This window comes from Streptomyces sp. ME19-01-6 (assembly GCF_033793745.1).
Taxonomy (GTDB): domain Bacteria; phylum Actinomycetota; class Actinomycetes; order Streptomycetales; family Streptomycetaceae; genus Streptomyces.
In genome coordinates, this window is sequence record NZ_JARAXF010000004.1 from 275,835 (window position 1) to 295,568 (window position 19,734).

The window sequence follows — 19,734 nt, forward strand, 5'->3', positions numbered from 1 at the left end:
GGGGCGTCGGCGGGGGCGGTGCGAACTTGAGGACTCGGGCCGGTTACTTGTTGACCTTGAATCCCTGCTTGCTCGCGTAGGAGGTCACCTGCTGCTGGACGCTGCCGGAGACGGACGACCAGTCGCTCTTGCCCTGGACGGCCTTGCCCACCTCACTGGTGTCGGTGTTGTAGGCGAAGTCCTGGAACGGGCTCCAGTCGAAGGCCCCGATGCCGTTCGCCGCGGGCACGAACACCTTGTTGATCTGCTGGCCGCCGAAGAAGTCGTACTTCTTGTCCTCGAAGTACGCCCCGTTGAGGATCGGCTTGGACAGCGGGAAGAGGTAGGCCTGGTCGATGCCGATCTTCCAGGACGCCTGGGAGGTGCCGAAGAGCTCCCGGGCGACCTGGGTGGCCTCCTTGGGGTGTTGGGTCTGCGAGGTCACCGCGAAGCTGGAACCGCCCCAGTCGCCCTGGGCGTTGCCGCCCGCCGTCCACTGCGGCAGCGGGGCGACGCGCCACTTGCCCGCGGTCTTCTTGGCGACGCTGGAGAGGTAGCCCGGCCCCCAGCCGGCCGCGAGGTACGTGGCGTACTTGCCGGTGCTGAGGCCGTTGTAGAAGTCCGTGGTGGCGTACGACTGGGTGTCGACCAGCTTGTTCTTCACCAGGTCGCCCCAGTAGTCGTACACCTTCTTGGCCCCGGCGTCGTTGAGGTTGACCCCGATGTTCGGCAGCTTGCTCGCCGAGTAGGTGTACGGGCGGGAGCCGGCCTGCCACATCAGACCCTGGCGCCAGCCGGCCGCCGTCTCGTCGCTGCCGAAGTCGGTCATGTACGCGTTGGGGTCGGCCTTGTGCAGCTTGGCCGCCTCCTCCTTGTACTCCGCCCAGGTGGTCGGCACCTTCAGGTTGTACTTCTTGAAGAGGTCGGCCCGGTACATCATCGCCATCGGGCCGCCGTCGACCGGGATGGCGTAGACGTGGTCGCCGTCGGAGGACTGCTTCCAGGCCCAGTCGACGTACTTGTCCTTGTCCGCGCCCGCCCCGTACTTGCCCATGTCGAGCAGGCCCTTGGTGAGCTGGATGGTCGGCAGCTCCTGGAACTCCAGCATGACGACGTCCGGGGCGCCCTGGCCTGCCTTGATCGCCGTCTTCAGCTTGGTGTACTCGTCCTGGCCGACGCCGGCCTGCACCCAGTCCACCTGGACGTCCTTGTGGGTCTTGTTGAACTCGGCCACGACCTGCTTGAACTGCGGGTACCAGGCCCACACCTTGATGTGCACCGGCCCGCTGCCGGTGGAGCTGCTCCCGCTGCCGCCGCCCGCCCCACAGGCCGCGAGGAGCACGCCGGCGAGAGCGGCGGAGGTCGCCGCGACCGCGGTCCGCCGGAAGGAACGGGAGGTGGGCTTGCTGCTGGACGACATGAGCGATCTCCTGGATGAGGTTGCCCGAGGGGCAGGAAGACGGGGGTGAGAGAGGTACGGAGAGGTACGTACGCCGGGCACACCGGCGTCCGGCGCGGCAGGAGGCGAGCACATGCGGGCACACCGGCTCGGGTGACGGCGGTCACCGGGGGTGGTCGGGGCGCTCAGGTGTGCCGGACGCTCGGGTGTGGTGCCCGCCGGGGGATCCTGGCGGACGGACATCAGTCGACGCGGGAGGGTGGGCGTACGTGACGTCGGGGGGGCAGGGACAGCGCGGCGGGCGCGACGGGCGCGCCGGCCCACGGCTCAGACCGCGGCGCGTAATGCCTGATGCCCGGTCGGGACGGGTGCGGCTCCCGGCCCGTGAGAGGTTGCTGGTCCCACTGCGGCTCCTACTTGCTGTCCCCGAGAGCACTCTCGGGGATCCGGTCCGCGGCGCGGATGACGCCCACGGCCCCTGGATGCCTGACCCGTTGGATCAGGCGCCTTCTGCTACGCTTTGCAGCGCTGCAAAAGTGTTACCCGAGAACTTGCCGCGCTGCAAGAGGTGACTCGGAGGAACTTTCAGCGCTGAAACGGACATACGGGATGAAGGTGGCATATGACAAAGGGCGTCACTCTTCGCGACGTCGCGGAGCTCGCCGGCGTATCCAGCCGGACCGTGTCCAACGTGGTCAACGGCTACGCGCCCGTCTCGGAGGCCACCCGTGTCAAGGTTCAGCAGGCCGTGGACCAGCTCGGCTACCGGCCCAACGTGCTGGCCCGCAACCTCGCCTCCGGCCGGTCGGGCCAGATCGCCGTGGTGGTGCCCTACCTGGACACGCCGTACTTCGCCGAACTACTCCAGGGCATCATCCGCGCGGCCCGGGTGCGGGGGTACAACGTGCTGATAGACCAGACGGACGGCGACGCCGAGCACGAGAAGCTGTTCCTCAGCCGCGGCTCCCAGCACCTGCTGTTCGACGGTGTCATCTTCAGCCCGCTGGGCCTGGCCCAGTCCAACCTGTCCGAGCGCGACCCGAGCCTGCCGCTCGTCGTGCTCGGCGAGCGGGTGAGCGACGGCGGTTTCGACCACATCGGCATCGACGACGTCGCCGCCTCCCTGGAGGCCACCGAGCATCTGCTCGGCCTCGGCCGACGCAACATCGCCGCGATCGGCGACCAGCCGTACCGCACCGGCGAAGCGGCCCAACTGCGCACCCGCGGCTACCGATTGGCCCACGAGCGGGCCGCCATGCCCGTCCGCGAGGAACTCGTCATCTCCACCCCGCGCTTCAACCGCTCCGACGGCGCCAGCGCCATGGCCCACCTGCTCGACCTGGAGGAACCGCCCGACGCGGTCTTCTGCTACAGCGACCTGGTGGCCTTGGGCGCCCTGCACACGCTGGCCTCCCGCGGACTGCGCGTCCCCGAGGACGTCGCCGTCGTCGGCTACGACGACATCGAGGACGCCCGCTACTCGAACCCGCCCGTCACCACGGTCTCGCCGGACAAGAAGCTGATCGCCGAGACAGCGGTGGAGCGCCTGCTCAAGCGGATCGGAAGCTCAAGCCCCGCCCCCGGCATGGAGATCCGGGCCCCGCACCGGCTCATCCCCCGGGCGAGCACCATGGGGCGGCAGGCGGTGGGCGCGGCCGGCGGGCCGTGAGCACCCGGGCAGAGATCACCCAGCCACGAGACCCTGTTCACCCTGCGCTCGAAGCCACGGTCCTCGGTTATCGGCTCTGGGGACGCGGTACTTCGAAAAGCTCAAGATTCTCGATCACGACGTCGGCGGCATCCTCTTCTCCCACGCTCAGCAGCCAGTCGACGAACCGCCAGCCGTGCTTCTCCATGGGGCTCCGGTCGTATGAGGGCGGTGTGGGCCCGAAGTTCCGCCGCAACCAGGTGAGGTACGCCTGGCGGGTGTCGACGTACGTCTGGCGGGTGGGAGCGGGACCGTCGAAATCCTCGTCGAGGAGATCCCAGAACAGTTCCCGCAGATCGTGCGCGGCGATGTAGAGATCCCCCTCGTCGCCGAAGAAGATGACGGGCAGGGTGGCGAGGTCCGCCCGGTCGTCGGACCGCCACAGCGCGTAAAAGGAACCGGAGGTGGTGGCTCGGGCGAAGGGAATCACTCGGTCCTCGAAATCCGGGTTCTCCGAATCCAGCCAGGATGCGTCGTTGTCGTACGCTCGCAGTTCGAAACCCGGCGAGTAGAAGTCCGTGCACTGATCATCAAAGTCTTTGAGGAGATTCAGCTCGGGTATCGGTGAGTAGGTGTCGCTCATGGGGCCGCCCCGGGAAGAGATCAGACAGGTGAGGTGACCCTACGGGTCAGCTGTCGTGGCGGTCGCGCAGGGCGCCTTCCAGCCGGTTCAGCGCGCGGTGCAGTTCCCGGCGGGTGCCGACCGGGACGATGGCCGCGCGGCCCGGTACGCGGACACCGCCGGTCAGGGCGATCCGGGTGCCGTCCCTCTCCGCGGCGGCTGCCATGCCGATGATCAGGAAGCGACTCTGCAGCCAGCACCAACCAGGCCGGAGCACACCGTCGAACCGTGCGCGCATGCCGTACCGGCTGCGGGCGACGGCCTCGATGCGTTCGCCTTCCACGCGGCTGATGCGCAACCGCCGCATGTCCGGCTGGAACCGCCCGAACTCGCCTTCGAGATCACCCATCACCGCCCACACCTCGGTAAGGCCCGCGGACACGAGCCGCTCGCTGACACGAGCCCCGGGGATGGCCGCCGCCATCACCCGCAGCCGCCGTACGTCGTCGATCTCGCTGGCCGGCCACATGGGTTCGGCGGTCATGAGGACCACGCCCTTCGGAAACTCGCCCGGGCGCGGTGCAGCCGGGATTTGACGGTACCGGTCGGGATGTCCAGCAGCGCCGCGGCAGCCTGCTCATCCAGCCCCTCGATGTCCCGCAGGACCAGCACGGCGCGGTGTTCCGGCGCCAGCCGGGTCAGCACGTCGTGGATGTCGGCGCGGAGTTGCGGGTCGCCGCGCGCCGGGAGCTCTGCCAGTTCGGCCGGGCGGTCGCGGGCGTCCCGCCGGGCGATCCGTACCGCCTCGCGTACGGCGATGGCGCGCACCCAGCCGTACAGCGCTTCCGGCTCCCGCAGCGAGCGCAGCGACCGGAACACCACGACCAGCGCCTCCTGGGTAGCGTCGGGGCCGCCGGCCAGAGCGATGGGGGTACAGATGCGGGCGATGTACGGGGTGAGTCGGCCGAGCAGGTCCTGCATCGCCAGCGTGTCACCGCCGCGCGCCGCGCGTGCCAGCGCGACTCCCTCGGCCGGGGTCGGCACGCCTGGGGTCGGCACGCCTGGGGATGGCACATCCGAGGTCGGCAGGTCATCGGACACGGAGGAAGCCTTCCCTCAGCTTGTTGACGGGAGCGGGACAGCGCCGCCGCCCGCGAGCCGGGCGGCTGCGACACCGAAGCTCAGGCACACCGGCGTGTAGAGCAGCAGGTTCAGCCAGTAGAACGCGGGGCCGGCGCCATCACCCACCCCGCACGCCCAGACCAGCCCGGCCAGCCCACGGACGAGCAGCCCGACCGCGACCGCGAGGGTGACCAGCCCGAGCAGCCGTTGCGCCCGCCTGCCGCCGCGCCCGCGGGCGCGGCCCCACACGGCCGCGGCGGCCGTGAACAGCAGGGTGGCAAGAGGCAGAAGCACGGGCGGGGTGAAGGGGACTTCACTGCCCAGTACCGCGAGTGACAGGGCGCGGTCATCGGACGCGGGCCAGGTCAGGCCGGTCGTCCAGTACAGGTGCAGAAGGCCGTCGAAGGCCAGGAGGGTGGCGACGGCCTGCCCCGAACGCCGTCGGCTGATGCTGAGCATGGTGGGGTGCCTCTCCTCGGTTCACAGACGAGCTGACAGTCAGAGGAGGAGCGGCGAAGCCCAAATGTTCCCGTGATGCGCGTCACAAAACGGTCCTGGTCGGCGTTATGTTGACGGCATGTACTCGACGCGGGTCTCCCGGCACGTGAATGCCTCGCGCTCGGCCGTCTACCGGGCGCTCGTGGACGCGGACGCGATCGCGCAATGGCGGGTGCCGACCGGCATGAGCAGCCACGTGCACGCGTTCGACGCCCGGGAAGGCGGGGCGTTCCGCATCTCGCTCACCTACGACGAGCCGCTCGGCACCGGCAAGTCGGCTCCGCACACCGACACGTACCACGGCCACTTCGCGAAGCTCGTGCCGGACGAGCAGGTGGTCGAGGTGTTCGAGTTCGAGACCGCGGATCCCGCGCTGCGCGCCACGATGACGATGACGACCACGCTCACCGACGTGGACGGCGGCACCGATGTCCTCGTCGTACACGAAGGGATTCCCGACAGTGTGCCCGCCGCCGACAACGAGACCGGTACGCGCATGGCGCTGGCCAACCTCGCCCGGCTCGTCGAGGCGTTGACCCAGTAGGCTTCCGGCCATGGTGACTGCGACCGTACGCGAATGGCACGAGGAGGAGGGGTGGGGCGTACTCGACTGCCCCGACACCCCGGGCGGCTGCTGGGGTCATTTCAGCGCCGTCGAGACGGAGGGGTTCCGTTCTCTGGCGCCAGGGCAGCGGGTCACCCTCGAATGGGAAGCGCCCGGCTTCAAGCAGGACGGGTACGACTACCGGGCGGTGCGCATCGTGCCCTGACGCGCTCCGCCCGGGGTGTTCAGCGATCCTTCTCGCAGAGTTTGCTCAGGTCGGCCCATACGTGAGTTCCGGCCTTATTGACGATGACCAGTTGCTGGATACGGAGCCCCTTGCCGTCTTTCCTCTGCTTGCACATATTTTCTCGGACCGTAGCGTATTTCCTGGTCGAAAAAAGGAATTTCTCCAGGTCGGCCTTGTTCTTGAGAAACAGGTCCGCGAAACCCGGCTCGATGTTGATCTGGAGGACACGCTCAAAGCCGGGGGGCGCGCTCTCGGGTTCCTTTCCTCCGCCCTCACCATTGAGCTGCTCGCCACCCTTGTCCACGTGATGCGGCAGGTTTCTCCTGGAAGTGACGGTCTTGACCTGAAACGCTTTCTTGATCTCCTCTCCCCCCTTGGAGGAGATGACCATGTAGTCGGTCTTGAATTTCTTGCCGTTGATCTCGTACGGGCCGTCGTAGATCACCTCCGCGTTCGGATCGGTCTTCATCAGGTGGGCAACCTGTTCCAGCACGCGGACATCGCCCGGATTATCGGCTTTGTTGGCCTTGAGCACGTTCTCGGCCAGGTCCTTGGTGTTCGACAAGCGGCCGGACTCCGCGATCGCCGCCAACAAGGGCAGCTGCCCGCGGTCGTTGGCGCTCCGCAGGGCCTCGACCGCGTTGTTGTTGGCCTCCGTGTCATCGTCGGGAGTCCCCTGTGTCATCAGGTCCAGCAGCATCGCGACCGCGGGCTTCAGCGGGGTCGCGACGAACACGTCGTCCGGCTTCAGATTCCGTGCGTGCAGACGCTCGGCCACCTTCGGGTCAGGGCCGTAGAACGCGGGCGAGTACACCCACGCGTAGTCGGTGTGCCGCACGGTCTTCCCCGTCCCGGCAGCCGCGTTGGGACGCGTACCGCTGACCTCTTTGGACTCGTTGGGGGCCAGCGTGCCGAGCGGGTGGGCCCGGTCGGGGATGCCCGGGAAGCTCACATGGAGGATGGCCTCCGCCGGCTCGTCCCCTTCGTTGGTGACCGTGATGGAGTACGAGCACGGCTTGGACGTGCACAGGTAGGGGCTGGTCATTCTGGTCGTGAAGTTCGGGCCCTGAGACGAGGCTTCCTTCGCGGTCGATGAGGGTGGAACGGCTGCCGCGGCTGCTTTGTCAGCAGCCGCGTCGGCGGCGGCGGTTTCCTTGTCCGTGGCGGGTTTCGGCACAGCGATGAGGTAGGGGTTGTAGTAACTGTCGCCGTCGTCGACCGGCACGGCCCGGTGGCCGGCGGTCAGCGTCAGGGTGCTCGCGGAAGAGTGCCAGGCGGCCGTCTCGACCGGGCCGGCGTCGACGGGGTTGACCCCGACGGCGACGACCGTATACGGGGCGTCAGACGTGAGGACGACCGTCCGGCCCTGCGTCGTGTAGGACGTTGCCCTGCGCCCCTGCGAGCTCCCGGCGTCCTCCTGTTCCACGGAAGGATCGGAGGTGACTTCCCGTACCACGGAGGCGAACGACTTCGGAGTCAAGGAACCCGCGTTCACTCCGAAGCTGTCGAGCATGTAGTAGCCGTCGCGCTTTTCCGGGGCGATCCAGTGGCCGCTGCTCGTCAGGTCATGCCCGTATTGCGGGCCCTGCTGGGCCCAGAAGTCGTTGTCGCCCTTGAGGTAGAGCTGGTCGTCGGACCACGCCATGGCGGCCCTGCCGGTCACAGGTGCGTTGAGGGTCCCCGTCGCCTTCCCCTCGGCGGTGACCGTCATCTCGGCCCGGGTCGCGGGCTCGCCGTCGCCCGGCGCATAGACCGCCGACAGGTGCACACCTGGCAGCTTGTCCAGCGCCCGGGCAGCCGCCGCACCCCGGGCCGCCGCAGCGGCAGGAGACCCTCCGCCCGCCCCCGTGGGACTTTCGCCCGCCCCGCCGGAACCTTCGGAACCGTCGGGCCAGAGCACGCCGGCCAGCACGACCGCCAGCACGACGACTGCACCGACCAGCGACAGGAGCACCTCCTTGCGGCGCCTGCCCGCAAACCCCTGCCCGGCAGGTCCCGGCGGCAGTACGGCGGGCGGACGGGGAGGCATCGGAGGTACTGCGGGCGGACGAGGAGGCAGCGGAGGAACAGCCGGAGGGGCGGGCAACGGCGGATGCGTCCCGGCTGCGTCCTCGGATCCGCCAGGCACGGCGGACTCCCCGGCTCCACCGGTCGCACCGGACAGCGCCGGCGGAACGACGGATGGAGGCTGCTGTCCCTCCTGCGGCTCCCGCTTCCCGGAACCGGCCCCCGGATGGTGCTCGTCCACGCTGCTCCCTTGACGACTTCTGACATTCACCGTGACTAAACGGCGCGGACGAACTGCATGTCGACTGAGGCGAGGAACGGCTGGACGCCGACGCATTGCCGGCCCACCGCCTCGATGGCGGCGACGAGTTCATCCACCGCGCCGCGAATCTTCCTCATGCTTCCCCGCGCTGCTCAGTCACGATTTGCCAACCCTGGCCGCAGGCGCTGCAATGCAGATGAAATTTCGATGATGCGGGGGCGGAGGCTTCGACGAGGTGGACGGGGGAACTCCGCAGCGACAGCGGCTTCGGATCGCGGTGCTCGGACCGGTCCGGGCCTGGCGGGACGGTACGCCGCTGGAGCTGGGGCCGGTACGGCGGCAGGCAGTGCTCAGCGCGCTGGTGCTGCGTCCGGGCGTACTGGTGACCCGTGAGCAGTTGCTGGACGGGGTGTGGGGTTCAAGCCCGCCGAAGTCCGGCCACCGGGTGCTCCCGAGCTATGTCTACCCGCTGCGGAAAGCGCTCGACGAAACGGGCTCCGAAGGGCAGGAGCGGTCGGTCATCCGTAGTGGCCGGGGCGGATACCGCTTCGTCACCGATGGGGTCCGGCTCGACGTGGCCGAACTGGCCGAGCGGACGGGCGAGGCACAGCGCGCCAAGGCGTCCGGCGATCTGGCCACCGCCACGGACGGGTTCTCACGGGCGCTCGCCCTGTTCCGGGGCGAGCCTCTGGCCGGGCTACCGGGCCCGTTCGCGCAGGTCGAGCGGCGGCGGCTGGTGGAGCGTCAGCGTAAGCTCCAGCTGGAGCGGCTGGAGTGCCTGGTGCTGCTGGACCGGTCCGGCGAAGCCCTGGACGATCTCGCCGCCCTGTCCGCGTCCGACCCTTACGACGAGCCGCTGCTGGCGCTGCGTATGCGCGCCCTGTACGGCAGCGCACGTCAGGCGGAGGCGCTGAACGCCTTTCAGGACATGCGGGAGCGGCTGCGCGATGAACTCGGGGTCGATCCCGGCGAGGAGCTCCGCCGGGTGCACGAAGCGGTGCTGCGCCGCGACGACGCGTACCTCCTCGGACGGGAGGCTGTACGGCGCCCCGCCGCTCCGCCCACCCAGCCCCGACCCCACCGCGTCGCGGTCAATGAACTGCCGGGCGACGCGGGCCACCTCGTCGGCCGTAAGCCCGAACTGGCCCTGCTGACCACGCCCTCCCCACCCGAATCCGTAGCGGTCGTGACGGTGGACGGCCCCGCCGGGGTCGGCAAGACCGCCCTCGTCGTACGCGCGGCGCACGGCCTCCGCGCCCACTACCCCGACGGCTGCCTGTTCGTGGACCTGCGTGCGCACAGCACAGGAGGGCGGCAGAAACTCTCCCCGCAGCGCGTGCTGCGGCGGTTGCTGCGCTCGCTCGGCGCCGCCGACAGCGAGGTACCGAACGACCTCGACGAACTCACTGCCGCCTGGCGCGCCGCGACCAGTTCGCTGCGGCTGCTGCTCGTACTGGACGACGCCCTGGGTACGCGGCAGATCCGGCCGCTGCTGCCCGCCGGTCCCGGCAGCCTGGTGCTCGTGGCCGGCCGACGGCGGCTGCCCGGGCTCGACGCCGATCGGCGGGTCACCCTGGAGCCCCTGGAGACGGGCGCCGCGGTGTCCCTGCTCCGGCACATCGTCGGGGAGGAGCGCGCGGACCGGGAACCGGAGGCGACGCATGAGCTGGCCCGGCTGTGCGACGGGCTGCCGCTGGCGCTGCGCATCGCCGGGACGCGGCTGCAGACCCGCCCCGCCTGGACGCTGACGTACCTGGTGGACCGTATGGCGGGCGACGAGCACCGCCTCGGCGAGCTGACCGCCGGGGACCGCAGCGTGGAGGCGGCCTTCCGCCTGTCGTACGACCAGCTCACGCCGGAGCAGCAGCGCGGGTTCCGCACCCTGGGCGTGGCGCCGACGGTCGAGTTCGACCCGCTTCTGGCGGCCGCCATGCTGCGCCGGCCGTCCGGCGAGGCCGAGCGGGCCCTGGAGAGCCTGGTCGATACGAGTCTGCTCCAGCAGCCCCGTCCGGGCCGCTACCGACTGCACGACCTGGTCCGGGTGCATGCGCGGCGGCTCGCGGAAACCGCCCCCGCCGAAGCCGCCGCGGCGCGCACCGCCGCCCTCCGCCTCTTCCTGGACGCGGGCCGGATCACCAGCGACTGGGGCCCGGGCGGTTTCCCCACCGGGCCACAGCCCGCCGAAGCGGCGTTCACGGGCTGGAAGGACGCGGAGGCCTGGCTGGACGCGGCCAGCGCGGAGCTCGCCGACGTCGTCGGCCACGCCGCGGCGCTCGGCGAAGCCGACTACGCCTGCTGGATCGCCGAGGCACTGACCGACCACTTCCTGGGCCGGGGCCGCTCCCACGAATGCCGAACGGCCGTGGAGATCGCCCTGGCCCACGCGGACCGGGCCACCGACCGGCGGATGCCCGCGGCGCTGCGCAACTGCATGGGCATCATCGACGTATACCAGGGCCGCTACCCGCAAGCGCACGCCTGGTTCACCGAGGCCCTCGCCCTCAGCCGCCGCCACGCGGACCAGCGCGAAGAGGCCCGGGCCCTGAGCGGGCTGGGTGCCGCCGATCTGAACATGGGCCGGGCCGACCAGGCGATTCCCCGTCTCACCACGGCGGTGGACCTGTCCCGGCAGCTCGACGACCACTGGCTGGCCGCGATGGGGCTCTGCTTCCTCGGCGCCATCCACCACGCCCAGGGGCAGAACGAGGAGGCGCTGATCTGCTTCGACGGCGCCCATACCCATGCCGAGACGAACGGCAGACCCCGCATGCTCAGCCGGGTCCTGACCTTGGCCGCCGATGTCCACATCGGCCTCGGCGACCACGGCGAGGCCACGGTCCTGCTCCGCCGCGCCGCCGACCTGGTCGAGCAGGCCGGAGACACCTTCTTGCACATCCTCACCCTGGCCCGACTGGGCACGGCGGAGCAGGGCGCGGGAAACCTGAGCGGCGCCATCGCCCTCCAGCACCGGGCGCTCTCGCGGCTTCAGGGGCTGGACCCGCTCACCGAACCTCACTACGACCGGATCGAGATGGACATCCGCTGCCGACTGGGCCGCGCCTACGCGGCGGCGGGCCGCGTCCACGAGGCACGCGAGCAGTTCCGGATGGCCCTCGACGTGCCCGGGGCGAGTGCCCACCCGGGCGAGCGCGCACAGGCGGAGGAGGGACTGAGAGACTGCGAAACCTGTTAGCTGTTGGCACCCTGTAACACCAGATGGCACGCGCGGTTATCGTGGGCGATATGAGCGGTCAGCCCGAAATCACGCAACGCGATCTGCGACCCCATCCCCTTCAACGCGGAAGCGGCCCGCATCTACGGTCGAGTCTGCGCGGCCGTGATCAGCGTCGGCCGCGAACCACGGCGTAGGGTCGCCGACTTGATGATCGCCGCGGTCGCCATCGCAGAAGCCGCTAGGCGAGGTGGCGATACCGCGCCACTGCGCTTTCTCAGCCGATGGTGACGACACGCGCCCAGGGCGGCGGGGTGTCCGGGACGTAGTCGGGGTTCTCCTCGTCCACGGCGCGGGCGGGACGGGGGAAGAGACCGACGACGGTGCGGCAGGGCGGCTGCGCGGAGGGCCACGACGTCTGACCATCAGTCAGGGCGACGATTACGTCGGGACGGGGCCGGGAGCGGAGCGACCGGGCGAAACCGGAGCGCAGATCCGTTCCCCCGCCGCCGACCAGCTCGATGTTCTCGGCGCGGCAGAGCGGGACGGCGACCCCGGCCGCCGCGTCGCAGGAGATCACCGAGACCAGGTCGCGCCGCCCGCCCACCGCCCGCGAGATCGCCACCACCTCCAGCAGCGCGCTGCCCAGCTCGGCGTCGCTCACCGACCCGGAGGTGTCGATCACGACGCAGACCCGGGGCGGCGTACGGCGCAGGCTCGGCAGCAGCACCCCAGGGACACCGGCCGAGCGCCGGGACGGACGCCGGTAGCTGTGGTCCTCGCCCACCCCCGGCACACCCGCCGCCGAGCGGACCGCCGCCCCCAGCAACTGCCGCCACGGCTGCGGCGGATGGAACGCCTCGTCCGCCCATCGCCGCCACCCCTCCGGCGCGTCGCCCGGTCGGCCCTTGATCCCCTCTGCGACCCGGAAACGGATCGCGTCCCGCTGCTGCCTGCTCAGCCCGTGTGCCCCGTCGGGCCCCAGCTCCCACGGCCGGTCCTGCCCGTCAGCACCACTGCCGCAGTCCAGCCAGGCCAGCTCCGCGGCGAGCCCGGACATCGACGCCGTCCGCAGGTACTCCTCCATCAGCAGCCCGTCGGGCAGCCGCAACAGCGACGGCAGCACCGCCCCGGCAGGCAGGGGCAGACCGTCACCGTAGATGTCGTCGTTGATCTCGAAGTCGGCTGCGATGTTCCGCCGCAGCCGCTCGCCCGGCCCGTGCTCCTCGTGCTCCCGCGCATACCGCTCGCCCCGCCCGTGGTGGTCGCGGAGCAGATGAGAGACCTCGTGCACCCAGACGCCCGCCAGCTCCTCCACCGGGGTGCGCGCCACGAAGCAGGGGGAGACATAGCAGCGCCAGTGCGCGTCCACCGCCATCGTCGGCACCGACCGGTCCTCCACCACATGCAGCGCGAAGAGCGCACCGGCCAGATAGGGACGGACCTTCACCGCGTGCAGCCGGGCGGCCAGCAACTTCTCCATGTCCAGGGGGAGTGCGGGCCGGCCGCCCGGCCCGCCGGAGCCGGCCGGCGGCCTCGGCACGGTGGCCCGCACCGGGCGCGGCGGTGCGGGCCGGGACATCGGGCGCGGCAGCGGGTGCGGCCCCGGGCGCTTCGCGGCCCCCGTCATCGGCCCGCCCCCGTCGCAGGCCCGGCGTCAGCCGCCGCCGCGGCCCGCCCCACCGACCGGTCCGCTCGCCGGGCGAGACCGACCACCCCGGCCAGCCGCTCCACCGCCTCCGGCACCTCCCAGTCGTCGCGCCGCAGCGCGGCCAGCGCCGTCGCCGGGGCGACCAGCAGGTCCGGGGCGCCGGTCTCCAGCGCCCGGACCAGCACCGCCCAGCCCGCCTCCCAGCGCTCCCGCTCCGGCCGCGCCCCGACGGTCGCCACCACCGCCTCCAGCGCTGCCTGACGCAGATCGCCCCGCACCGGCAGTTCGGCGGAGGCCGGATCGGCCAGCAGGGACTCCGGGTCCGGCAGGTCCATCCGGTCCAGATGGGCGAGGAGTTCGAGCCCAGGCCCGTCCCCCACCGCGCCCCGCACCAGCAGCGCCAGCACCTCCCGGGAGACGGAGGCCGCCGTGCCGAAGGCCAGCAGGGTCAACGCAGCCTCCCAGCTTCGGGGCGAGGGCCAGGCACCGCCGCGCCGCGTCTCGGTGCTCGGCAGCCGGTGGATCAGCGTCGGCCGGGCTTCCAGGAAGCCGCACACCGCGCGCCGGGCGAAAGCCACCGCTTCCGGCAGCCGCTCCGGCACCAGCCGGGGCAGCTCCGCCCGGGGCCAGACCCCGCCCAGCCCGCGCACCACCACCTCCCGGTCGTGCACCCAGTACAGATGCACGAACCGGTTGGCCAGCGGCGGGCTCAGCTCCCACCCGTCCGCCGCCGACGCGCGCGGATTGGCGGCGGCCACGATCCGTACCCCGGGCGGCAGTTGCAGCGCACCGACCCTCCGCTCCAGGACGACCCGCAGCAGTGCGGCCTGGACGGCCGGGGTGGCGGTGGAGAGCTCGTCCAGGAAGAGCAGCCCCCGCCCGGCCCGCACGAGCTCAACGGCCCACTGCGGCGGAGCCATCGGCACCCCCCGCACCGCCGGGTCGTCGCCCACGATGGGCAGCCCGGAGAAGTCGGACGGCTCGTGGACGCTGGCGATCACGGTCGTCAGCGGCAGGTCGAGGGAGGTGGCGAGCTGCGTCAGGGCCGCGGTCTTGCCGATACCCGGCTCGCCCCAGAGCAGCACGGGCAGGTCGGCCGCGACAGCCAGGGTGAGCGCTTCGAGCTGCTCGTCGGGGCGCGGCTCGGTGGTGGTCGTCCGCAGGAGGGTCAGGAGGTCGTCGGCGAGGGCAAGGCGGGTGCCGGTTCCGGATACGCCGGCGGTGGTGGGTGCGGGTGTACCGGCGGCCGGGGCCGGGGCGGGCAGGAGGGTGCTGGAGGTCATGGGCATCACCTGGGGTGGGATAAGGGAACGGGACGGCCCGTCCCGGATGTCGTGGGGGCGTGCGGCGCGGCATGCGCGGTGCGGTAAAGGGACTTCGGTGGCGGCAGCGGGGGCGGCAGCCGGTCAGCAGGTCAGGCCGGTGCGGGGCCGGGCACGGCTGCTGCGCTTGCGGCGCATCGCGGGAGGCGTACGGCGGTCGAGCCGGGGACGGTGGCCCGCCTCCGCGTGCCCCACGCCCGAGGCGTTCCCGCCTCCTGCCACACCGGCACCGGGGTGCACGGCGACCAGCCCCGAGCGGAAGAGCCCGTGGTCGATGCGGCGGGCCGCGGCCGACTCCAGTTCCTCCCGGAGCGGCCCGTCGCGCAACACCGCACCGGGACCGAGCAGCCCCTCGACCACGGCCAGCGCCCCGGCGACATCACCGTGGCCGAGCCGCTCCCGGACCGCGGGCAGTGCCTCCGGGTTGCGGTGCACCGCGTCGATCGCCCGCAGGCAGGGCAGCGCCGGCCCGCCGAGCGCCACCAGCAGCTCCTCCCGCCGCAGTTGGGCCGCGTCGTGATCGATCGCCGTCAGCACCCCGTCCCGCGGCGCGATCCGGTGGACCTCGCCCCGGCACTCCACCCGGTGCGGATCGCCGGGCTCGGGGCCGGGGCCGGCCACCGGTGCCGAGCCGGACGCCCCCAGTGCCACGGCGACGAGCGGATGCAGCCGCTCGGCCGTGACCAGCCCGGCCCACAGCAGCTCCAGATCCGGAGGGACCCGGGCCGACGCCTCCGGTAGCGCCGGAAGCGCCGCGACCTCCTGCGGCGGCAGCGCCTCCCGCAGCGGCCGGAACGTCGGGGCATGGCTTTCGTCGGGGGCGACGAGTTCGAGCACGGCGCGGCTCCGCGCACCGAGCCGCACGGTGAAGGCCCCGCGAGGACGCCCCTCGGCCCGCAGCAACAACTCCGCCTCGGCGGCCCACCTTCCCACCGCCCACGGGGGGTCGTCGACGGTGGGCCGGTCGGGCGGCGCCGCGGACCGTGCCCCGCCCGCACCGCACCGCCGCGCCAGTTCGCCGCTCCGCCCGGAGTCCCAGAGATGCCGGTGCAGGTCGAGCCGGAAACGGCGGTCGGGATGCGGGTGCGGATGCGGATGCGGATGGTGCCCGGGGGCGCTGTTCCCGGACCCCTCCCACAGGGCCAGGGACATCCGCTGTCCTGCGTCCGCCCAGGCCGGCGGCGTCCGCACCACCAACTGCAGCGGCGTGGCGCCGGAACTCCGGTAGCGGGCCAGAGAGATGGTGAGGCCGGGCCGGAGCCACCCGTCGGGGGCGATCCGGAACATGTGCCAGCGGAGCAGATCCGGCGCCAGCCGACGCAGATCCGCACGGAGGTGGGTGACGAGATCGGTGCCGTGGCGGTCGCGCACGGCGCGCAGATCGAGATCGACGTCGATCCGGGCGGCGGCACAGGCCCCCGCCCAGTCACCGACCGCACGCCGAGCGGTCGCGGTCTCGATCATGGACGGTGGCACGGCGTACTCGCGCACGCGCTGCCACATCAACAGGCGGGTCGGAATCTTGTTCGCGAAGTGATGTGCCATCAGCACTCACCTTGCGCGAACGATTCCCCCAATCCGTACGAGGAGAAGTTCTTCATCTCCGGCATCGTAACCACAGGGATGGCGATCTGTCAGTCTCCCTGAGCCGCCGCCCACCGAGGTTCCTTCGACGCCCTCCACGACCGCTAGCCGATTTCCCCATCCAAGTGACGAGCCGCGCCTTCCGGTGCCGGTACGGCTGTCCTCCGCAGGAGTACCGACAGCACCTGCTCACCGACATTGGCGTCCAGAGCTAACAGCCTGGCGCACCCAGCCAACGACTTCTCCGGCATCAGTCCACAAACTGGACTCGTTGCCGCGCCCGTGGCCCGCACGCACCGCAAGGGGCAGGGAGAGCGGAAGCACCTGCTGGAAGAACAACCTTCCGCAGGTCAAGGACACATGGAGCGACAAAGGATCGAGCGATATGTCCATGAGCAAGAGGCTGACACTCGCTGTCGGCACAGCGGTGTTAGGGGGCAGCCTCATTCTGCCCCAGGCGACCACTTCCTTCGCCGCGTCCCCGGAGGCCAAGGCCGCCACAGCACAGAAGAGCGCCACCGCCTCCCCGACCGCCGGGCTGGAGTGCGGCAGTAACTGGCCGCACCACCGGTCCGCACGCGGCGCCGTGTCGGGCGCCCGCGCCGCCACCCACATCTGCTGGGACAACCGGTACAACGCGCGCGTCGACTATTCGTCCTCCTGGGTGCAGGACACCAGCAGCAGGGACGGCAAGGCCGCGCGGGCGTACGTGAAGTCCTACAAGAGGCACACCGGCCGCTGGGTGCGCCAGTGGTCGGGCCCCCTGGCCACGGACGGGCCCTCGCGCGGAGTCAAGCACTTCCAGTGGGGCGACTCCTCCACGAAGGGCGTCGTGGTGTACGTCTGTGTCGGTGCCAAGGCCCCCTGGCAGTCGGGCAACCGCTGCAAGGGCTTCTAGGCGGCACCGACCAGCAGTACCAGCAGTGATGGGGCTCCCGGAGCGGCGTTGGCCGCCCGGGGGCCCGTCACGTTCTTCCGGCAGGTCGCAGCGGGCCGACGTCCGCCAGCCGGGCTGCCTGAACGCGGAGAGACGGAACCTAGCCCCGAGAGCCGGTGTGCAGGGCGGCGAACAGCCCGCGGGCGCGGGTGCCGTCCGGCAACTGCCAGGCACCCCCGACATGACCGGTGGTTCCTTCGGGAACGAGCGATGCGCCGTGCGGGGCGGGCCGCAGGACCCGGTGCAGACGGAGGGTCGTGCCATCCGGTGCGGTCAGCCTGGGGGCCGGACAGGGATCCGCGCCGCAAAGCGGACCGAGATCCTGGAGCAGCTCAGCTGTCAGGCCAGGGTCGTTGTCATGCAGCCGGTCCAGCAGCTCAGGTCGTACGGAGCGCACATTCATCCGCTCCAGGACCGTGAGCTTCGCATGCTCCACAGGTTTTCGAGCGCCTCACCACCAGGTTCCATCCGGCCGATCACGGACGAGGCCAGAGCCGGATCGCGGCGACGGCGACGGTGCCGTGGAAGACGTAGGCCAGCGGGTACCGGCGGTTACGGCGGGAGCTGTACCACCCCGTAGCAGGTGGCAATCGCGGCGGCGCGGTTGCGCAGGGAGGTGCGCAACCACTGCGGGGCGAGGGCTTCCGCGTCCGTGGCGAGCTGCCACAGCGCCCATTCGGCGTGTCGTGAATCCTGGAAAGTCACATCCAGCCGCAGCCAGCCGTCCGCGTCGGTTTCTTCTGCGCGGACGGCCAGCGCGGTGCCCACCAGGTCCTCGCGCCGCGCCGGGTTCACCCGTACCAGCACGGCGACTTGGTCGCCGCCGGTCCGAAACCGCGTGCTGCGTTCCTGCCAGGCCCGGTCCAGGTCGACCCGGTCCGGTCGCTGTGCGGGTTCGTCGAGTTCCTCGGCGGCCAACACCCGGTCCAGCCGGTAGGTGCGGTCCGCACCAGACCTCGTGGCCAGCAAGTAGCCCTGGCCGCGTACGGTGACCAGGCCGATCGGGTCCACGGTGCGCCACTTCGGGGTCTGGTCCACAGCCGCGTAGTGGATGCGCAGCTTGTGTCCCGCGAACACCGCGCGCCGGACCTCGGCCACGACGGTGTCGGGCACCTCCTCAGCGACCGCGCGGCGCGAGAGGAGGTCGGTCTCCGGGTCGATGAGCAATCGCTGCGCCGCGCCGGCCGCGGTGTCCCGATGGCCTTCGGGCAGCGCGTCAACCACCTTGAGCATGGCCGAAGCGAGCGCCGAGCCGAGGCCGAACACCTGCGCGCCACGCCGTGATCCGGCGACCAGCAGGGCGAGTGCCTCGTCGTGGTTCAGTCCGGTGAGTTCTGTCTGGAAACCGGGCAGCAACGCGAAACCGCCGTGCCGGCCGCGTTCGGCGTAGACCGGGACGCCGGCTGCGGACAGCGCCTCGATGTCACGCAGCACGGTGCGGGTGGACACCTCCAGCTCGCGGGCCAGCGTGGCCGCGGACAGCCGACCGCGCTGGCGCAGCAGCAGCACCAGCGAGACCAACCGGTCGGCGCGCATACGAAAACCCTACTGGAATACGTGACACAGGATGTCGTGCATTCGCTGGGAGGCTTTCAGCACGACGTCAAAGACGGCCGGCTACCGAGCCGATGGACGTACGTACACCCGATGAATCGAATGGAGCCGATGTGGCATTGGAACGAACGGCAGTCAACCCGGTGACGTGGTCGGTGGAGATGGGATTCAACCAGGGTGAGCTCGTCTCCGGGCACACCCGCACCCTGTACTGCTCCGGGCAGACCGCGATGAGCAGCGACGGTAAGCCCCAGCATGACGGTGACATGGCGGCCCAAGTGGCGCTGAGCCTCGACAACCTGGAGGCCGTGCTCGGCGAGGCCGACATGTCCCTCACGAACCTCGTCCGGCTCAACGTCTACACCACCGACGTCGATCTGCTGTTCCAGCACTACGGCGTGCTGGCGTCGCGGTTGGGCGCCGCCAGGGTGGCGCCGACCACCACGATGCTCGGGGTGACACGGCTGGCGATCCCCGGCCAGATGGTCGAACTCGAGGGAACCGCCGTCGCGTGATGTGACCTCGCCGCCTCCACTGCTCGTGCCGGTTCAGCCGGCACGAGCAGTACGCCGAGGTCCGCCGCTACTCCAACGAGATCCTCGACCGCGCCGACCCGTCCAGCCCTGCTGCATCCAGGCGGTCGGCCGCCACCTCCGCCCACACCGTTTTCCCGACCGGGGTACGAGGGGTCACGCCCCACCGCGTGGTCAACAGCTCCACGAGCAGCAGGCCCCGACCCGTCTCGTCCTCGGCCGAGGGCGTCGGCGGCCTGACCGGGAGCCGGTCCTCGCGGGCGTCCGACACCTCGATGCGGATCGTCCGCGTCGGCGCTCCGAAGGCGGTGAGGCGGAGCCGGAAGTCCCGCCCGGGCACGCGCCCGTGCCGTACGGCGTTGGACGCGAGCTCCGCCACCAGCAACGCCACGGTGCCGGACGTGTCCGAGGCGGACGGATACCCCCACTCCCCCATGCGCCGCACGGCGAGCTTCCGGGCGAGCCGCGCCCCGCGCGGTGTCGAGGGGAGCTGCACGCCTTCGTCCGGCAGGGTGTTCGCCTTCAGCACGGTTGTTGTCCATTTCTGTCCATCGAGCTTTCGTACGATTCGCAGCGTGTGCGCATCGTGACGTTCCGTACTCAAGGGTCGCCCGGCGGGTCTACGCTCAAAAGGCCGTAACGCATTACCTCTC

General features: G+C 71.1%; 18 protein-coding genes and 2 pseudogenes. 7 read left to right on the forward strand and 13 right to left on the reverse strand.

The window, feature by feature from the left end:
* Positions 1 to 43: 43 nt before the first annotated feature.
* Positions 44 to 1,399: an ABC transporter substrate-binding protein gene (locus PV419_RS11210; RefSeq protein ID WP_319687818.1), complete on the reverse strand. Its 1,356-nt coding sequence runs from the start codon at positions 1,397 to 1,399 to the stop codon at positions 44 to 46.
* Positions 1,400 to 2,000: 601 nt separating this feature from the next.
* Between PV419_RS11210 and PV419_RS11215 the strand changes: the two genes are divergently transcribed.
* Entirely contained in the window at positions 2,001 to 3,047 is a 1,047-nt protein-coding gene (locus tag PV419_RS11215) for a LacI family DNA-binding transcriptional regulator (protein WP_319687819.1), read from the forward strand.
* A 67-nt stretch (positions 3,048 to 3,114) separates the two neighbouring features.
* Here PV419_RS11215 and PV419_RS11220 read toward each other — a convergent pair whose 3' ends face one another.
* From PV419_RS11220 to PV419_RS11235, 4 genes are read right to left on the reverse strand one after another with little or no spacing between them, the layout of a single operon-like run.
* Positions 3,115 to 3,669 (reverse strand): hypothetical protein, encoded by a 555-nt coding sequence (locus PV419_RS11220; protein WP_319687820.1) that lies wholly within the window; start codon positions 3,667 to 3,669, stop codon positions 3,115 to 3,117.
* Positions 3,670 to 3,715: 46 nt separating this feature from the next.
* A complete protein-coding gene (locus PV419_RS11225; RefSeq protein ID WP_319687821.1) occupies positions 3,716 to 4,192 on the reverse strand; it encodes a hypothetical protein in 477 nt (158 codons plus the stop codon).
* On the reverse strand, positions 4,189 to 4,749 hold the full coding sequence (locus PV419_RS11230; RefSeq protein WP_415925284.1) for an RNA polymerase sigma factor: 561 nt from the start codon (positions 4,747 to 4,749) through the stop codon (positions 4,189 to 4,191). The genes PV419_RS11225 and PV419_RS11230 overlap by 4 nt, the downstream gene beginning before the upstream one ends.
* Before the next feature lie 15 nt (positions 4,750 to 4,764).
* Positions 4,765 to 5,229 carry a DUF3995 domain-containing protein gene (locus PV419_RS11235; RefSeq protein ID WP_319687822.1) on the reverse strand — a complete coding sequence of 155 codons (465 nt, stop codon included), beginning with the start codon at positions 5,227 to 5,229 and terminating at the stop codon, positions 4,765 to 4,767.
* Positions 5,230 to 5,347: 118 nt separating this feature from the next.
* On the opposite strand from PV419_RS11235, the gene PV419_RS11240 reads away from it, so the two are divergent.
* Positions 5,348 to 5,812, forward strand: coding sequence for an SRPBCC domain-containing protein (locus PV419_RS11240; protein ID WP_319687823.1), 465 nt, complete (start codon positions 5,348 to 5,350; stop codon positions 5,810 to 5,812).
* A 10-nt stretch (positions 5,813 to 5,822) separates the two neighbouring features.
* Positions 5,823 to 6,038: a cold shock domain-containing protein gene (locus PV419_RS11245; protein ID WP_319687824.1), complete on the forward strand. Its 216-nt coding sequence runs from the start codon at positions 5,823 to 5,825 to the stop codon at positions 6,036 to 6,038.
* 19 nt (positions 6,039 to 6,057) lie between these two features.
* Here PV419_RS11245 and PV419_RS11250 read toward each other — a convergent pair whose 3' ends face one another.
* Both PV419_RS11250 and PV419_RS11255 read right to left on the reverse strand, forming a co-directional pair.
* Positions 6,058 to 8,013 (reverse strand): hypothetical protein, encoded by a 1,956-nt coding sequence (locus PV419_RS11250; RefSeq protein WP_319687825.1) that lies wholly within the window; start codon positions 8,011 to 8,013, stop codon positions 6,058 to 6,060.
* Positions 8,014 to 8,342: 329 nt separating this feature from the next.
* A complete protein-coding gene (locus PV419_RS11255) occupies positions 8,343 to 8,465 on the reverse strand; it encodes a hypothetical protein (protein ID WP_319687826.1) in 123 nt (40 codons plus the stop codon).
* 98 nt (positions 8,466 to 8,563) lie between these two features.
* Between PV419_RS11255 and PV419_RS11260 the strand changes: the two genes are divergently transcribed.
* Both PV419_RS11260 and PV419_RS11265 read left to right on the forward strand, forming a co-directional pair.
* Entirely contained in the window at positions 8,564 to 11,521 is a 2,958-nt protein-coding gene (locus tag PV419_RS11260) for an AfsR/SARP family transcriptional regulator (protein ID WP_319687827.1), read from the forward strand.
* Positions 11,522 to 11,608: 87 nt separating this feature from the next.
* Positions 11,609 to 11,737: pseudogene (locus tag PV419_RS11265) on the forward strand (VapC toxin family PIN domain ribonuclease); the annotation flags it as partial.
* A 40-nt stretch (positions 11,738 to 11,777) separates the two neighbouring features.
* On the opposite strand, the gene PV419_RS11270 reads toward PV419_RS11265, so the two are convergent.
* The 3 genes from PV419_RS11270 to PV419_RS11280 form a co-directional block, all read right to left on the reverse strand.
* Positions 11,778 to 12,983, reverse strand: coding sequence for a DUF2201 family putative metallopeptidase (locus PV419_RS11270; protein WP_319688169.1), 1,206 nt, complete (start codon positions 12,981 to 12,983; stop codon positions 11,778 to 11,780).
* Positions 12,984 to 13,126: 143 nt separating this feature from the next.
* Positions 13,127 to 14,434, reverse strand: coding sequence for an AAA family ATPase (locus PV419_RS11275; protein ID WP_319687828.1), 1,308 nt, complete (start codon positions 14,432 to 14,434; stop codon positions 13,127 to 13,129).
* Between the two features lie 123 nt (positions 14,435 to 14,557).
* Positions 14,558 to 16,018, reverse strand: coding sequence for a hypothetical protein (locus PV419_RS11280; RefSeq protein ID WP_319687829.1), 1,461 nt, complete (start codon positions 16,016 to 16,018; stop codon positions 14,558 to 14,560).
* A gap of 430 nt (positions 16,019 to 16,448) precedes the next feature.
* Here PV419_RS11280 and PV419_RS11285 point away from each other — a divergent pair, with 430 nt between their 5' ends.
* A complete protein-coding gene (locus PV419_RS11285) occupies positions 16,449 to 16,955 on the forward strand; it encodes a hypothetical protein (RefSeq protein ID WP_319687830.1) in 507 nt (168 codons plus the stop codon).
* Between the two features lie 358 nt (positions 16,956 to 17,313).
* Here PV419_RS11285 and PV419_RS53245 read toward each other — a convergent pair.
* Both PV419_RS53245 and PV419_RS11295 read right to left on the reverse strand, forming a co-directional pair.
* Positions 17,314 to 17,421, reverse strand: a pseudogene (locus PV419_RS53245) (DUF1062 domain-containing protein); the annotation flags it as partial.
* Between the two features lie 125 nt (positions 17,422 to 17,546).
* The gene (locus PV419_RS11295) at positions 17,547 to 18,530 is read right to left on the reverse strand and encodes a helix-turn-helix transcriptional regulator (protein WP_319687831.1); all 984 of its coding nucleotides are present in this window, start codon (positions 18,528 to 18,530) and stop codon (positions 17,547 to 17,549) included.
* 137 nt (positions 18,531 to 18,667) lie between these two features.
* On the opposite strand from PV419_RS11295, the gene PV419_RS11300 reads away from it, so the two are divergent.
* The gene (locus PV419_RS11300; protein ID WP_319688170.1) at positions 18,668 to 19,063 is read left to right on the forward strand and encodes a RidA family protein; all 396 of its coding nucleotides are present in this window, start codon (positions 18,668 to 18,670) and stop codon (positions 19,061 to 19,063) included.
* A gap of 67 nt (positions 19,064 to 19,130) precedes the next feature.
* Here the strand turns inward: PV419_RS11300 and PV419_RS11305 are convergent, their stop codons facing one another.
* Complete coding sequence (locus PV419_RS11305) at positions 19,131 to 19,610, reverse strand: ATP-binding protein (RefSeq protein WP_319687832.1); 480 nt, start codon at positions 19,608 to 19,610, stop codon at positions 19,131 to 19,133.
* Positions 19,611 to 19,734: the final 124 nt, after the last annotated feature.

Bases quoted from the DNA above. Each gene is read 5' to 3' on its own strand.
- PV419_RS11210 (WP_319687818.1), bottom strand. From the start codon at position 1,399: ATGTCGTCCAGCAGCAAGCCCACCTCCCGTTCCTTCCGGCGGACCGCG.
- PV419_RS11240 (WP_319687823.1), top strand. From the start codon at position 5,348: ATGTACTCGACGCGGGTCTCCCGGCACGTGAATGCCTCGCGCTCGGCC.
- PV419_RS11270 (WP_319688169.1), bottom strand. From the start codon at position 12,983: ATGGAGAAGTTGCTGGCCGCCCGGCTGCACGCGGTGAAGGTCCGTCCC.
- PV419_RS11235 (WP_319687822.1), bottom strand. From the start codon at position 5,229: ATGCTCAGCATCAGCCGACGGCGTTCGGGGCAGGCCGTCGCCACCCTC.
- PV419_RS11285 (WP_319687830.1), top strand. From the start codon at position 16,449: ATGAGCAAGAGGCTGACACTCGCTGTCGGCACAGCGGTGTTAGGGGGC.
- PV419_RS11255 (WP_319687826.1), bottom strand. From the start codon at position 8,465: ATGAGGAAGATTCGCGGCGCGGTGGATGAACTCGTCGCCGCCATCGAG.
- PV419_RS11225 (WP_319687821.1), bottom strand. From the start codon at position 4,192: ATGACCGCCGAACCCATGTGGCCGGCCAGCGAGATCGACGACGTACGG.
- PV419_RS11215 (WP_319687819.1), top strand. From the start codon at position 2,001: ATGACAAAGGGCGTCACTCTTCGCGACGTCGCGGAGCTCGCCGGCGTA.
- PV419_RS11280 (WP_319687829.1), bottom strand. From the start codon at position 16,018: ATGGCACATCACTTCGCGAACAAGATTCCGACCCGCCTGTTGATGTGG.
- PV419_RS11275 (WP_319687828.1), bottom strand. From the start codon at position 14,434: ATGACCTCCAGCACCCTCCTGCCCGCCCCGGCCCCGGCCGCCGGTACA.
- PV419_RS11245 (WP_319687824.1), top strand. From the start codon at position 5,823: ATGGTGACTGCGACCGTACGCGAATGGCACGAGGAGGAGGGGTGGGGC.
- PV419_RS11220 (WP_319687820.1), bottom strand. From the start codon at position 3,669: ATGAGCGACACCTACTCACCGATACCCGAGCTGAATCTCCTCAAAGAC.
- PV419_RS11295 (WP_319687831.1), bottom strand. From the start codon at position 18,530: ATGCGCGCCGACCGGTTGGTCTCGCTGGTGCTGCTGCTGCGCCAGCGC.